This is a genomic window from Profundibacter sp. (assembly GCF_965277155.1).
Lineage (GTDB): Bacteria > Pseudomonadota > Alphaproteobacteria > Rhodobacterales > Rhodobacteraceae > Profundibacter.
In genome coordinates this window covers 113,148-125,785 of record NZ_CBDIBV010000005.1, presented here as the reverse complement: position 1 = coordinate 125,785, position 12,638 = coordinate 113,148, and the positions used below count along the sequence as shown (strand labels likewise).

Annotated in this window: 15 protein-coding genes; 7 read left to right on the top strand and 8 right to left on the bottom strand. The window is 56.5% G+C overall.

The features are described 5' to 3' along the window. Positions 1 to 29 precede the first annotated feature (29 nt). The gene (locus ACQY4M_RS04665) at positions 30 to 1,073 is read right to left on the bottom strand and encodes an IS5 family transposase (protein ID WP_428539221.1); all 1,044 of its coding nucleotides are present in this window, start codon (positions 1,071 to 1,073) and stop codon (positions 30 to 32) included. 159 nt (positions 1,074 to 1,232) lie between these two features. On the opposite strand from ACQY4M_RS04665, the gene aroQ reads away from it, so the two are divergent. The 3 genes from aroQ to ACQY4M_RS04650 all read left to right on the top strand — a co-directional run bounded on the left by aroQ (position 1,233) and on the right by ACQY4M_RS04650 (position 3,892). Continuing rightward, positions 1,233 to 1,676: a type II 3-dehydroquinate dehydratase gene (gene aroQ / locus ACQY4M_RS04660; RefSeq protein WP_428541434.1), complete on the top strand. Its 444-nt coding sequence runs from the start codon at positions 1,233 to 1,235 to the stop codon at positions 1,674 to 1,676. Then, a complete protein-coding gene (locus tag ACQY4M_RS04655; protein ID WP_428541431.1) occupies positions 1,673 to 2,422 on the top strand; it encodes a helix-turn-helix transcriptional regulator in 750 nt (249 codons plus the stop codon). Before aroQ ends, ACQY4M_RS04655 begins: the two co-directional genes overlap by 4 nt. 219 nt (positions 2,423 to 2,641) lie before the next feature. Continuing rightward, positions 2,642 to 3,892 (top strand): IS256 family transposase, encoded by a 1,251-nt coding sequence (locus tag ACQY4M_RS04650; protein WP_428539230.1) that lies wholly within the window; start codon positions 2,642 to 2,644, stop codon positions 3,890 to 3,892. On the opposite strand, the gene ACQY4M_RS04645 is transcribed toward ACQY4M_RS04650, so the two are convergent. After that, on the bottom strand, positions 3,867 to 4,445 hold the full coding sequence (locus tag ACQY4M_RS04645; protein WP_428541428.1) for a Hint domain-containing protein: 579 nt from the start codon (positions 4,443 to 4,445) through the stop codon (positions 3,867 to 3,869). The two genes, ACQY4M_RS04650 and ACQY4M_RS04645, sit on opposite strands and share 26 nt — an antisense overlap. Before the next feature lie 299 nt (positions 4,446 to 4,744). On the opposite strand from ACQY4M_RS04645, the gene xth reads away from it, so the two are divergent. After that, complete coding sequence (gene xth, locus ACQY4M_RS04640; RefSeq protein ID WP_428541425.1) at positions 4,745 to 5,524, top strand: exodeoxyribonuclease III; 780 nt, start codon at positions 4,745 to 4,747, stop codon at positions 5,522 to 5,524. A gap of 24 nt (positions 5,525 to 5,548) precedes the next feature. Then, positions 5,549 to 5,746 carry a heavy-metal-associated domain-containing protein gene (locus ACQY4M_RS04635; protein ID WP_428541422.1) on the top strand — a complete coding sequence of 66 codons (198 nt, stop codon included), beginning with the start codon at positions 5,549 to 5,551 and terminating at the stop codon, positions 5,744 to 5,746. Here the strand turns inward: ACQY4M_RS04635 and ACQY4M_RS04630 are convergent. The 3 genes from ACQY4M_RS04630 to dksA form a co-directional block, all read right to left on the bottom strand. Continuing rightward, positions 5,743 to 6,048 (bottom strand): hypothetical protein, encoded by a 306-nt coding sequence (locus ACQY4M_RS04630; protein ID WP_428541419.1) that lies wholly within the window; start codon positions 6,046 to 6,048, stop codon positions 5,743 to 5,745. The genes ACQY4M_RS04635 and ACQY4M_RS04630 overlap by 4 nt on opposite strands. A 66-nt stretch (positions 6,049 to 6,114) precedes the next feature. Next, positions 6,115 to 7,290 carry an FAD-dependent monooxygenase gene (locus tag ACQY4M_RS04625; RefSeq protein ID WP_428541416.1) on the bottom strand — a complete coding sequence of 392 codons (1,176 nt, stop codon included), beginning with the start codon at positions 7,288 to 7,290 and terminating at the stop codon, positions 6,115 to 6,117. A 93-nt stretch (positions 7,291 to 7,383) separates the two neighbouring features. Next, complete coding sequence (gene dksA, locus ACQY4M_RS04620) at positions 7,384 to 7,806, bottom strand: RNA polymerase-binding protein DksA (protein ID WP_428541413.1); 423 nt, start codon at positions 7,804 to 7,806, stop codon at positions 7,384 to 7,386. A 183-nt stretch (positions 7,807 to 7,989) separates the two neighbouring features. Between dksA and ACQY4M_RS04615 the strand changes: the two genes are divergently transcribed. Then, positions 7,990 to 8,829 (top strand): AAA family ATPase, encoded by an 840-nt coding sequence (locus ACQY4M_RS04615; RefSeq protein ID WP_428541410.1) that lies wholly within the window; start codon positions 7,990 to 7,992, stop codon positions 8,827 to 8,829. A gap of 65 nt (positions 8,830 to 8,894) precedes the next feature. Here the strand turns inward: ACQY4M_RS04615 and ACQY4M_RS04610 are convergent, their stop codons facing one another. Next, a complete protein-coding gene (locus tag ACQY4M_RS04610) occupies positions 8,895 to 9,221 on the bottom strand; it encodes a hypothetical protein (protein ID WP_428541407.1) in 327 nt (108 codons plus the stop codon). A gap of 167 nt (positions 9,222 to 9,388) precedes the next feature. Continuing rightward, complete coding sequence (locus ACQY4M_RS04605; protein WP_428539227.1) at positions 9,389 to 10,432, bottom strand: IS5 family transposase; 1,044 nt, start codon at positions 10,430 to 10,432, stop codon at positions 9,389 to 9,391. Between the two features lie 265 nt (positions 10,433 to 10,697). On the opposite strand from ACQY4M_RS04605, the gene ACQY4M_RS04600 reads away from it, so the two are divergent. Further along, positions 10,698 to 11,153 carry an N-acetyltransferase family protein gene (locus ACQY4M_RS04600; RefSeq protein WP_428541404.1) on the top strand — a complete coding sequence of 152 codons (456 nt, stop codon included), beginning with the start codon at positions 10,698 to 10,700 and terminating at the stop codon, positions 11,151 to 11,153. A 74-nt stretch (positions 11,154 to 11,227) separates the two neighbouring features. On the opposite strand, the gene ACQY4M_RS04595 is transcribed toward ACQY4M_RS04600, so the two are convergent. Beyond that, complete coding sequence (locus tag ACQY4M_RS04595) at positions 11,228 to 12,454, bottom strand: IS256 family transposase (protein WP_428539582.1); 1,227 nt, start codon at positions 12,452 to 12,454, stop codon at positions 11,228 to 11,230. Positions 12,455 to 12,638: the final 184 nt, after the last annotated feature.

Genomic DNA, 12,638 nt, shown 5'->3' with positions numbered 1-12,638 from the left:
GGCGGACAGACGGGTGGCGGGGTTTGGGGCTATGCGATTGCGGGGGTTTGCGGGTTGAGGGTGATCCTGTTTGCGGCCTTGAGCAGGTTTTGCGCGATGGCGGCCATGACCATCTGGGCATGCACCCTGGCGCGCCCGAAATATCTCGCCCGCTGCAGGCCGAAGAGGCGTTTCATCGTGCCGAAAGTCTGCTCGATGCGGAAGCGGCGTTTCGAAATCAGCCGGTTGAAGCGTTTCTCCGATTGCCGCAGGGGGCGGCCGCGCGCTGCCTTGCGCAGGATGCCGTCGCGGTATTTGCCGCGCAGCATCTGGCGGTTGGCCTTGCTCGCATAGGCCTTGTCGGCCAGCACCCGCTGCGCCTTTGCGCCCGCGATCATGGTGGCGAATTCGGGGCTTTCGGCGGCATTGGCGGGCGTGGTGTGCACCTTGTCGATAAAGCCCTCTTCGTCGCAGCGGGCAAAGCCCTTGTAGCCGAGCGTGCTCTTGCGGCCCTTCTTGACCCAGCGGGCATCAGGGTCGGCGCTGAAATGCAGCTGTGCCCCGTCGGGTGAGACCTCGGGCGGATCATCCGGCGTCCCTTCCCTTGCCCCGTCCTCTGCCCGGTCCTGCGGGGCGTCGATATGGGTGCGCGGGCGCGCCGCCGCCGCGATCAGGGTCGCATCAATGATCGCCGCCTCAGCCTCTTTCAGCTTCAGCCCATGCGCCTCGATCTGGCGGCAGACCTCGGCCAGCAGCTCATCGTAAACGCCACCCCGGACCAGCGCATTGCGGAACCGGCAGTGGGTCGTCTCATCCGGCACCGACGCGTGCAGATCGAGCCCGCAGAACAGCATGAAATCCAGCCGCACCTTCAAGGCCCGCTCCAGCTTCGGGTCGCTCAGCCCGTGCCACTGGCCAACCAGAAGACACTTGAACAGAACCAGCGGATCATAGCCCTGAGGCCCGATCCCCGAGCGCCCCAGACCGCGCCGCAGGATCGGCAAAAACGAGTTCCAATCCATCAGCGCGTCGATCTTCGACAGAACGTCATCCGCGCCGATCCGTGCCGCCGCTTCGTGCAGGAAAAGGTCCATCTATTCACCCCAGAGATTTCCCGGCTAGCTTACCAAAACGGCCAACCCGGGGGAATCCCGATGTTATGCAGAGGTCTTTAAAAGCAAAAGCCAAAATACTAATACTTGATTGAAGGGGCTTCGCTTCTTAGGATGGTGGAAATCAATCTGGGGCAACAGATGACATCCTTACTTATTTTGAACGGGCCGAACCTGAATCTGCTCGGCACACGACAGCCTGAGGTCTATGGCGATACGACACTTGCCCAGATCGAGTCATTATGCATTGAAACAGGCCGAAAGGCAGGCTGCAATGTCACTTGTTATCAAAGCAATCACGAGGGCGAACTGGTCGAGGCCATTCACGCCGCGCGAAATATCCATGACGGGATCATCCTGAATGCGGGCGCATATACGCATACTTCGGTTGCGCTGATGGATGCGATTTCGTCGGTTGGAGTGCCGGTTGTCGAACTGCATCTGTCCAACATTCACGCCCGGGAGGAATTCCGCCATAAATCCTACATCGCACCGGTTGCGGTTGGGCAGATTTGCGGCTTTGGGGCCAAAGGCTATGTATTGGCCATAGACGCAATACTGGACCATCTGGAGAAATCCCGATGACACTGCATTTTCTGGAACAAGTCAGCGAAGCAGATACAATCGAGGACGTCTGGGTCGCGCTGTGTGACAAGATGGCCGAATACGGATTCGACCGGCTGTTGTATGTATATACAAGGTTTAAATCGGGGTCCTCTTTGGGGGACCCAAAAGATTCAATTGTGCTGTCCAGCCATAGTTCCGAGTATATTGATGGCTATATCAATGAAAGCCATTACATAAACGGGCCGATGCTGCGCTGGTCTGTTGAAAATGTCGGGGCGTGCAGTTGGAGCTGGATACAAACCATTCCGGAAGAAACGCTGACCATTGGCGAACGCAAAGCCATGGAATTCAATAAAGAGATGGGTGTGATTGCCGGATACACGATCGGGTTCAAAACCGATTCTGTGCGCAATCGTGGCGGGATCGGCCTGACAGCCTGCCCCGGAATCACTCAATCCGAAGTAGATGCCACATGGGAACGTCACGGCCGCGAAATCCTGGTGATGAACAATATGGCGCATCTGAAAATTATCAGCCTGCCCTACACCAGTTCCCGCCGCGCCCTTACAGCAAGGCAACGCGAAGTGCTGGAATGGGTTGGAGAAGGCAAAACCATGCAGGATATTGCCACCATAATGGGGCTGACAACGGCCACTGTAGAAAAGCATTTGCGACTCGCACGCGAAGCTTTGGACGTCGATACAACCGCCCAGGCAGTATTGAAGGCCTCATTCCAGAATCAAATCTTTATTCTGGATAGCTAAACCACCCCAGAATACTGTCTTTTTGGACAGGTATGGAATCCCTTACTATCTTTACGCGGCGTTAACGTGCAATCTATTGTTGTTCCGTGAGTGGTGGCATTTATGCCTGGGAACTTAAGCGAACCGAGTAATGCCCGAAAGTTGGTGATGGGGTGATTGGGTGGCATATCATGGCGGTGTTGACGCGCCGCGATTCTCAGAGAGAAAAGGATATGCCACATGGAAGACGATACTATTTTGGAGTTTACCGATCCAGCCGGAATTTCACCTGATCCGCTGACGGATATCTTGCGCAAAGGCGCGCGGGATCTGTTGGCACAGGCGGTCGAGGCCGAGGTTTGTGATCTGATGGCGCAACACGCGCATTTGAGGGATTCGGCCGGTCGCCAGCGCCTTGTTCGCCACGGATACCTGCCGGAGCGCGAGGTGATGACGGGGATCGGCCCTGTCCCGGTGAATGTGCCTCGGGTGCGTGATCGTGGCACGGGGGCGGAGAAGATCAGGTTCACCTCGACGCTTCTGCCGCCGTATCTGCGCCGGGCAAAGTCGGTCGAGGAGTTGTTGCCCTGGCTCTATCTCAAAGGTATTTCCACGGGTGATTTCGGCGAAGCACTGGCGGCCCTTCTGGGGCCTGATGCGGGTGGTTTGACATCGAGCACGATTTCGCGCCTGAAGGCGGAGTGGTGGGCAGAATACGAGCGTTGGAACCGGCGTGACCTGTCGGCCAAACGCTATGTGTATTTCTGGGCCGACGGGGTTTATTTCAAGCCGCGCACGGATGCTGACAAGCAATGCATGCTGGTGATCATCGGCGCGGACGAGTGGGGTAACAAGGATGTTCTGGGCCTCGTGGACGGGTATCGAGAAAGCAGCCAGAGCTGGCGTGAACTGCTGCTGGACTTGCAACGTCGTGGCCTCAGAAAAGCCCCTGATCTGGCCGTTGGTGATGGCGCGCTCGGCTTCTGGAACGCCTTGCGGGAGGTGTTCGGTGAGACCCGGGAGCAGCGCTGCTGGGTGCATAAAACCGGCAACGTCCTGAATGCCATGCCGAAGTCGCTGCAAGCCAAAGCCAAGGGCCATCTACAGGACATCTGGATGGCCGAGAACAAACGGGACGCCGAGGCCGCGTTCAATTTCTTCATCGAAGCCTATGGCGTGAAATACGAGCGTGCCGTGGGGAAGCTGACCAAGGACCGGGACGTGCTGCTGACCTTCTACGACTTCCCTGCCGAGCACTGGAAACACATCCGCACATCCAACCCCATCGAAAGCATATTTGCCACCGTGCGGCACCGAACGAAGAAGACCAAAGGCTGCCTCGGGCGCAAGACCGCCTTGGCAATGACCTTCCGCCTGATGATGTCGGCAAAGAAGAAATGGCGTAAACTCGACGGCGCATTCCGATTGCCGGAAATCATCGAAGGGGTTGAATTTAAGGACGGGATCAAGCAGGAAAAACATGCCGCCTGATTACTGCGTCACCAACTTTTGGGCATAGCTCGCCAAAGAACAATTCGGCCTTCCAGCCGGTCAATAGCATCCGGTGCTGCGGAGACACGCGCAAATCACGGTCATTCCCCAGCGCCCCGGCCTTGATCAGGATCGGAGCGAATTTACCCTGCCCGTTTGCAGTACGCTGACCAATCCAGCGGATCGGCTGCGCGCCATGATCTTTGGTCAAAACCAGATCGCCAACGTTCAATTCCTCGACGGCGACCACACCACCGGGAGTGGAAATACGGGTGCCGGCCACAAAACAGGGCGGTCCCAGATCACCAACGGCAACCTGCGTACTGTTGGTAACATAGGTTACAGAAGTAACCGTAACTGGGGCATGCGGGAAAGCCGTCCCGTCATTCGGGGTAAAATAGCGCGACCCATCAGCGGTGTAGAAGGTAACACCTGTAATCTGGACGCCGTCAATCGTTACCGTATCGCCAACCCAGACGCGGGTAATATCGCTGCCGTTAATTTGGTCCGACCCGTTTGGTGACAAAAACCCGTCACCATCAGCGTCATTCATTGTGATTGTAATAACATTTACAGTCGCAGGCAAACCCGGAGGATTGCCCGGGTCAAAATTACTACCCAAAGCCTGATCGGTATAGATTGGCATCGTATTCCACGTCTTTCACTATTTATGCCTCTCTTTGAATCGGCCATCAAAGAAAGGAAGCATCCACATCACACAAGCCGACTTTTTCCAGCAAAATGTGTTAATAATATGAAAATTTGAATGTTTCATAAAAAATTCAGTAACTATTTTATGCTTGAGGCTTGCCTTGCTTCCCGACTACCCTTGTCCGATCAGCGAGGTGCGAAATGAAAATAGCCACATTCAACATCAACGGCATCAAGGCGCGGATCAACGCCCTACCCGACTGGCTGTGCGAACGCGCGCCCGATGTGGCCCTTTTACAGGAAATCAAGACCGTCGACGATGGGTTCCCGCGCGAAATATTCGAGGACATGGGTTATAACGTCGAGGTGCATGGGCAAAAGTCGTTCAACGGCGTAGCGATCTTATCGAAGCTGCCGCTTGAAGATATACAGCGCGGCTTGCCCGGCGATGATGATGACGATCACGCCCGCTGGATCGAAGCCACGGTGATGGGTGAAAACCCGATCCGGGTTTGTGGGTTGTATCTGCCCAACGGCAACCCCGTTCCGGGGCCAAAATTTGATTATAAACTGGCGTGGATGGAACGGCTATACCACCGCGCCAAAGACCTGCTGGCGGCTGAGGAACCGGCGTTGATGGCCGGAGATTACAATATCATTCCGCAGGCCGAAGATGCCGCCCACCCCGACAAATGGCGCGAAGATGCGTTGTTTCGGCTGGAAAGTCGCACGGCTTGGCGGCGGGTTGTCAATCTGGGCCTGACCGATGCATTTCGCGCCATCCACCAAGGGCCCGATCACTACAGTTTCTGGGACTACCAGGCAGGCGCATGGAATAAAAATGACGGCATCCGGATTGACCATTTCCTGATGACGCCGCAATGTGCGGATCTGTTGCTGGATTGCCAGATAGACGCCGAAATCCGTGGCCGTGAAAAACCGTCGGACCATGTGCCGGTCTGGGTTGATCTGGCCGCATAACCATCTGAAAGAAAGAGGATAATCATGACCAAACTAAACGTCCCCGATATGACCTGCGGCCATTGCAAAGCGGCTGTAGAAAAGGCTGTGGCAAGTGTTGATGCAGATGCCAAAGTCGCGGTTGATCTGGAAACCCGCACGGTTGAAATTGACACCAACGGTGACATGGCCGCCATTATGGCCGCGTTAAAAGAAGAAGGGTACGAGGCGACGCAGGCCTAGTCACCGACGTAATCGCGGGCCGCGCTGGCCAGTTCCGGCCATAGGTCTTTGTGTGCGAATGGCACCTGCACCCACTCCTTCATCGCCCTGCCCTTGCCGGACGGATCAAATAATTGCGCCCCCTCCAGCGCCAAGGCGCGGGTGTGGGCATCACCGGTCAGTTTGAACACCATTGCGTCCTGAAAATAGGCCACAAAGGCCTTGCCGCCGGTTTTGAAGCAGGGCTTGCCAAACATCTGGCTTTGCTCGGCACCGGTTATCTGCTGGCCGACACGAGTGTATTCGTCTTGGGATTCGGACATGATTTACCTTTCGCGCATTTCCACGAACACGAGTGTAGGCAAAGCCTCACCAATAACAAGACCCGCTTAGGCGCGGGTCACATCGTGCTTGTAAATCCAGTCGAATTTCTTCATCGCCAGTGACGGCGCAAATGTGCTGCCCAAACGCAATGCCGTATGCGCGGCAAACCGCAGCGGCCCCGGCGACAGGTGATAGTTGCGCGCATTCTTGCTGGCCGCGTCAATCACCCGCGCGGCCCGCGGTCGGCGGCGGGTTTGATAGCTGGCAAGCCCCTTTTCAACCGTATCCGCCTGCTCCAGCGCATCGGCCAGCACCCAGGCATCTTCCAGCGCCATCACAGCACCTTGCGCCATGAACGGCAAGGTGGGATGGGCCGCATCACCCAGAATGACCACCCGCCCCTTGTGCCAGTTTTCCGCCACCGGATGGCGGAACAGCCCCCACAGGTAAACATCCTTAACCCGATCCAGCAGCCCCTGCACCTCGGGGCCGAAATCGGCGAACACGGCGCGCAGGTTGGCCGGATCATCGCGAAAATTCCACCCCTCTGCGGCCCATTCATCGCGTTCCTGCACCGCCACGATATTCAGCATTTTACCATCACGCAGCGGGTAGACCACCAGATGCTTGCCCGCGCCCATATAGACACGCGCCACGGCTGGTTCATTCCCCAGCGCGGGCACAATCGTGCGCCATGCCACCTGTCGGGTGAAAAACGGCTTACGCTCGCCATTCAGCGCCACGCGCACCTTCGAGTGCAGACCATCCGCCCCGATCAGCACATCAGGGGACGATCCGCCGCCCTGTTTCATTGTGACCAGTGCATGACCATCATGCACACTAACCTCGTCAACCTGTTGCAATAGACGAATCTTCACCCCAGCCTTGCGCGCGGCATCGGCCAACACATCAACCAGATCGGCGCGATGCACAAAATAATATTCCTGACCATCCGCAAACCGCTGAAAATCCAGCCCGAACACCGGCTTTTCCGTTGTGCCGTCCAGCAGGGAAACCCCCTTGGCCCGCACCGAGCAGCCGGCCAAGGCCGCGCCCGCGCCCAGCGCCCGCATCACCGCAAAGCCGTTAGGACCGATTTGCAGGCCGGCACCAACCTCGGCAATCTCGGCGGATTGCTCCATCACGGTTACTTCGGCCCCGCGCTGTGCCAGTGCCGTTGCTGCCGCCAGCCCGCCAATGCCCGCGCCAAGAACGCAAATCTTTTGTCCATCCAGTGCCATTACCCAGTCCCCATATCAAAAACACCGGAGCGTCGCCGCCCCGGTGCCTGTATGCTTCAATTCAAAAACAGTTTCGTTGATCTATACCAACAATCAGTCGTCACGGTGCACTTTTTCGCGCCGCTCGTGCTGTTCTTGTGCTTCCAGCGACATTGTGGCGATCGGGCGCGCGTCCAGACGTTTCAGGGAAATCGGCTCGCCTGTAACAGAACAATAGCCGAATTCGCCTTCTTCAATCCGGCGCAGGGCCTGATCAATCTTGCCCACCAGTTTGCGCTGGCGATCCCGTGTGCGCAATTCCAGTGCGCGGTCTGTTTCCTCGGACGCGCGATCGGCAACATCGGGGATATTGCGTGTGCCATCCTGAAGATGTTCAATGGTGTCTTTGCCGTCGGACATTATGTCTTCTTTCCACGCAATCAGTTTGCGGCGGAAATACTCCAGCTGACGGTCGTTCATAAACGGCTCGTCTTCGGCTGGTCTATAATCATCTGGCAAGAAAATCTCGGCTTTCATACCTTCTCCCTCTTGCAGTCCTTTGGCTGTCGAATCTCGCATCCTAACCTCCGGAACCCACTCCTGCCGCTGATCTAGTGCAATCTGCGACCATTGTCACGCCCCATTCTCATCCGCTTGAAGCAAAGTGATCAAACGGTTAGGTATTGCCAAACCGCAACCCATACAGGCGCAGTAAAGCTGATGAAATTTACCTCGACCGATACCTATGTTGCCACCGACGATCTGACCGTCGCCGTGAATGCCGCTGTAACACTGGAGCGCCCGCTGCTGGTCAAGGGTGAACCAGGCACCGGCAAAACCGAACTGGCCCGTCAGGTGGCACAATCGCTGGATCTGCCGATGATCGAGTGGCACATCAAATCCACCACCCGCGCGCAACAGGGACTGTATGAATATGACGCCGTTTCCCGCCTGCGCGACAGCCAGCTGGGCGAAGAACGCGTGCACGATGTGAAAAACTACATCCGCAAAGGCAAGCTGTGGCAGGCGTTCGAGGCCGAAAGCAAGGTTGTTCTGCTGATAGACGAGATCGACAAGGCCGACATCGAATTCCCCAATGACCTGTTGCAGGAATTGGACAAGATGGAGTTCCACGTCTACGAAACCAATGAAACCATCCGCGCGCGTGTGCGCCCGATCGTGATCATCACCTCGAACAACGAAAAGGAACTGCCCGACGCCTTCCTGCGCCGCTGTTTCTTTCACTACATCCGGTTTCCCGACATGGAAACGATGAAAAAGATCGTCGAGGTGCATCATCCGGGCCTGAAAGACGCGCTGCTGACGACTGCCCTGACCCAGTTCTATGAATTGCGTGAAACGGCGGGGTTAAAGAAAAAACCCTCGACCAGCGAGGTTCTGGACTGGCTGAAACTGCTATTGGCCGAGGATCTGTCTGCCGAAGACCTGAAACGTGACGGGGCAAATGCCCTGCCAAAGCTGCATGGCGCATTGCTAAAAAACGAACAGGATGTGCATTTGTTTGAACGGCTGGCGTTTATGGCGCGGGGGCAGCGTTAGCCGCTCGCGTTTTTCGGGAAATCGTAGGGCATAATACTGAAGAACTTTAATTGTTGTTGAGTTCCTCAGTTAAAATCCAATTTACAATTACCTTTCTCGTATTCCGTTAAGTTACAAGATTTCCACTCAACGCTGAATGTAGTCCCATTTCCACAACTTGTAGAAAGCAATGGCTGAATAGATTTCATCCCAGGGGCTAATTTAAAGATTGCCTTATCCACCTCGAAACAACCGCCCCCAACAGTCCTATATGCAATGATAACTTCGTAAGGGCAATTATTTGCAAATTCATCCAAGTCTTTATTGTTCGAAACACAGTCGTCTGCAAACACACTGGCAGCACTCAATGTAACCAAGATTGTGCCAAAACTGACAATTTTCATTATGCTCATAATCGTTTACTCCATAGGGAACCTCTGTAAATTCCCGTTTTCGCCTTCTTCGCGGCGGGGTGGACGGTTTTTCGCCTGTCCCGCCTGATTGCTTCGGATCATAAACCCATTTTCACCGGTTTCAAGCCGGTTTTGGGTATTTCAGGCACACCTCACCCCATGAACCCTTATCCCGGCGCCGCCAGGCCGCATTCGAACTGGACGAAGCGCTTCATGTTGTAGACCAGGTTCATCATCCCGATGCGAAATCGCGCCCGCTTCAGGCCGATGGAGCGGATCAGCTTGCCGCCCATGGAGCGCTCCTGAAAAGCGAATACATGCTCGACCCGGACCCGCACTTTCGAGCGCCTCCGGTTGGCCTTTTGCTGGCGCTCGCCAAGCGGCTTGCCGCGCCTGCCCTTGTGATGGATATGGCTGTGAAGCCCCCGCTCTTCCAGCTCGCTTTCGATCTTTTGCGAGCGATAGGCGCTGTCGGCCCACAGGTCCGATGAGGTGTTGCTCGCATCAATCAGACCGGCAAGCGCCTGGCTGTCATGCACGGCGGCATCGGTGACATCATAAGCGCGGATGAATTTGTGCCGCCGGTCGACATTGATGTGGTTCTTGTAGCCGTAATAGCTCTTGCCGTGCTTCTTCGTCCAGCGCGCATCCACGTCCTTCTGGCGCTTCTTGTGGGGTTTTTCCTCCCACTCTTCAGGCGTTTCGCCCGCCTTGATTTTCTCGTTCTCGTCCCTTTTGTTGTGCTGGCGCGGCGCCGGAACGATGCTCGCATCAACAATCTGCCCGCCCATCGCCAGATAGCCCTTTTCGCGCAGAAAGGCATCGAACTTGTCAAACAGCTCCTTCATCTTCCCGGCCCCGGCCAGCCTTTCACGGTAGGCCCAGATGGTCTTGGCGTCAGGTACGCTGTCTTCAATGCCAAGGCCGAGAAACCGCATGAACGACAGGCGGTCGCGGATCTGATACTCGATCTGATCGTCAGAGAGGTTGTAGAGCTGCTGCAAAACCATCGTCTTGAATATCAGCACCTCATCCCAAGGCGGGCGGCCAGCGTTGGATTTGCGCTGTTCGGGCGGCGTGCGCCATATGGCCTTCAGCTCGTCCCGGTAATCCTCGAACGGCACCATGTCGTTGAGCAACACCAGCGGATCACCAGATTTGTCCAGTCCCGCGTATCGGCTGGAAAGATCAAAAAATCCCATCTGACCCATGACAAAACCCCGTCGGTCGAATCATTTTCATCCTGATGACGATTCTACCCCGTCAGGCCGGATTTTGGGGGATTTTTAGAGGTTCCCCATAGTAAAAGCGCGATTGTTCGGCGTCCAACGAAAATCACCTACCATCCAATGTATGCGCCTGCCCCGCCAAGTTCAAGCAGTGTCACCCTATGGCAACAAACATGGCGATTGCCATTTCCCACCCGCTCCGGCTACTATTGGCGGTCATAATATAAAAGCCAGGGAAAACAAACGAATGGCCATCAAAGATACCCTAATCGTCCGCCCGCTGAAAGCTGCCGATGAGCAACAGTGGCGCCGTCTTTGGCATGACTATCTGGAATATTACGAAACCTCGGTCCCCGAAGAGGTCTATGTCAGCAGTTTTGCACGTCTTCTGGGTGATGATCCGCAGGATTTCAACGGGTTGGTGGCCGAGTTGAACGGCAAACTGGTCGGCCTAACCCATTACCTGTTCCACCGCCATGGCTGGAAAATCGAAAACACCTGTTATCTGCAAGACCTCTATGCCGACCCGGATGTGCGCGGCAAGGGGATTGGCCGCGCCCTGATCGAAGGCGTCTATACCGCAGCCGATGCCGCCGGTGCCCCCGCCGTTTACTGGCTGACACAGGATTTCAACATCCAAGCCCGCAAACTATACGACCTCATCGCGGTTCTAACCCCGTTTATCAAGTACCAAAGGCCCTAACCTTTATGGGTTGTGTCTCGAAAGTGGTGGAAATTGATTTCAGGCACCTCCGAGCGGGTTGAGTTATGCGCCGGTCAGGCGGCTTGGTCAAGGGTTGCGTCGGCGACGGGCTGAGCGAGCGTTTCCCAGCCATCGACCTTTCGCATGACGATCTGCCCCGAGGCCATCAGAGCCCAAAGCAGCATCGGCACGGTCTCGGCGCATGGCAGCACGGTCTGGGTCTTGATGCGGCGGCGGAATTCCTCGTTCAGGCGTTCGATCGCATTTGTCGTTCTGGCCGATTTCCACTGGCCTTGTGGCAGACGCGTGAAGGTGAAAAGCTTATCTCCTGCTTCTTCCAAGCTGTCAGCGACGGCCTTGCATTTCAGCCGCCATTTTCGCAGAAATGCCTTGCGGCGGGTGGCGATTTCCTCGGGTGTTTTGGCGTAGATCATGTCGCGGTAATCTTCTGTCAACTCATCATGCATACGCTTGGGTGCCTTGGCCAGAAGGTTGCGGTGCTTGTGCACCGTGCACCTCTGGATCGGCAGATCTTCACCCCAGAGGGCAATGAGAGCGACCTCAAGTCCCGGTGCCCCGTCCACGATGACAAATTCGGGCCGTTTCAACCCGCGCGCATCCAGATCGTTGATGAACTGACGCCAGGCGGAGGTGCTTTCGCCGCCCATGTTCATCAGTGATAACAAGACCTTCTGCCCATCCCGGCGCACGCCAATCGCGGCCAGAACCGAGATATTGGTGGCCTTCCTGTCAATCCGCGTTTTGATCACGGTGCCGTCCAGGATCAGCCGCACGATGTCTTCATCCGCAAGGCTGCGGGCGCACCACGCCTGCCAGTCCACCTTCACCTTGCGCCAGGCGCGGCTCACCACATCCTTGCTGACCGCCCCCTGAAACAGGCCGAACAGGGCGCGTTTTACCCGCCGTGTGTTGGTGCCCGAAAGGTAGACAGCAGCGATCAGCGCCTCGGCCTTCTTCGTCAGCCGCTGGTAGCGGGGCAATGCCTTCGAGCGCCATTCTCTGGCCTTGCCGGCCTCGCCTGTGATCCGCGCACGCGGCACGCGCACCGTTTCGGTTCCAAATGTTCCGACCAGTTGCCGCTCGCGATGCCCGTGGCGGTATCCGGCCTTTGCCCCGCCGCTGCGGCCATACCGGCAACGGCCCAGAAACTGCTCCAGCTCCTCTTCGAAAACCGCCTCGATCGTCGCGCGGATGTTCTGGCGCAGCCGGTCTTCAATCGGGTCATAGCCTGCTTCATTGGCCAGTAGCGCGGATGTCGATGTTGCTGTATTCTTTGTCATGGCGTGATCTCCTTGGCGGTTCCAGCCGCCGGTTGGGTGGCTTCGATGCACCCGGAGATTACGCCGTCCTCGAATTTCCACCAAACTCGCGACACTACCCCTTAATGCGTTTATTGTTTCTTTTGCCGCTTCTTGCCCTGATGGCCTGCGCGCCTGCCCCCTCGCCACATGACCGAACCATACA

Excerpts from the sequence above, each read along its gene's own strand:
- ACQY4M_RS04665 (WP_428539221.1), bottom strand. The coding sequence starts at position 1,073 with ATGGACCTTTTCCTGCACGAAGCGGCGGCACGGATCGGCGCGGATGAC.
- aroQ (WP_428541434.1), top strand. The coding sequence starts at position 1,233 with ATGACATCCTTACTTATTTTGAACGGGCCGAACCTGAATCTGCTCGGC.
- ACQY4M_RS04655 (WP_428541431.1), top strand. The coding sequence starts at position 1,673 with ATGACACTGCATTTTCTGGAACAAGTCAGCGAAGCAGATACAATCGAG.
- ACQY4M_RS04650 (WP_428539230.1), top strand. The coding sequence starts at position 2,642 with ATGGAAGACGATACTATTTTGGAGTTTACCGATCCAGCCGGAATTTCA.
- ACQY4M_RS04645 (WP_428541428.1), bottom strand. The coding sequence starts at position 4,445 with ATGAATGACGCTGATGGTGACGGGTTTTTGTCACCAAACGGGTCGGAC.
- xth (WP_428541425.1), top strand. The coding sequence starts at position 4,745 with ATGAAAATAGCCACATTCAACATCAACGGCATCAAGGCGCGGATCAAC.
- ACQY4M_RS04635 (WP_428541422.1), top strand. The coding sequence starts at position 5,549 with ATGACCAAACTAAACGTCCCCGATATGACCTGCGGCCATTGCAAAGCG.
- ACQY4M_RS04630 (WP_428541419.1), bottom strand. The coding sequence starts at position 6,048 with ATGTCCGAATCCCAAGACGAATACACTCGTGTCGGCCAGCAGATAACC.
- ACQY4M_RS04625 (WP_428541416.1), bottom strand. The coding sequence starts at position 7,290 with ATGGCACTGGATGGACAAAAGATTTGCGTTCTTGGCGCGGGCATTGGC.
- dksA (WP_428541413.1), bottom strand. The coding sequence starts at position 7,806 with ATGAAAGCCGAGATTTTCTTGCCAGATGATTATAGACCAGCCGAAGAC.
- ACQY4M_RS04615 (WP_428541410.1), top strand. The coding sequence starts at position 7,990 with ATGAAATTTACCTCGACCGATACCTATGTTGCCACCGACGATCTGACC.
- ACQY4M_RS04610 (WP_428541407.1), bottom strand. The coding sequence starts at position 9,221 with ATGAGCATAATGAAAATTGTCAGTTTTGGCACAATCTTGGTTACATTG.
- ACQY4M_RS04605 (WP_428539227.1), bottom strand. The coding sequence starts at position 10,432 with ATGGGTCAGATGGGATTTTTTGATCTTTCCAGCCGATACGCGGGACTG.
- ACQY4M_RS04600 (WP_428541404.1), top strand. The coding sequence starts at position 10,698 with ATGGCCATCAAAGATACCCTAATCGTCCGCCCGCTGAAAGCTGCCGAT.
- ACQY4M_RS04595 (WP_428539582.1), bottom strand. The coding sequence starts at position 12,454 with ATGACAAAGAATACAGCAACATCGACATCCGCGCTACTGGCCAATGAA.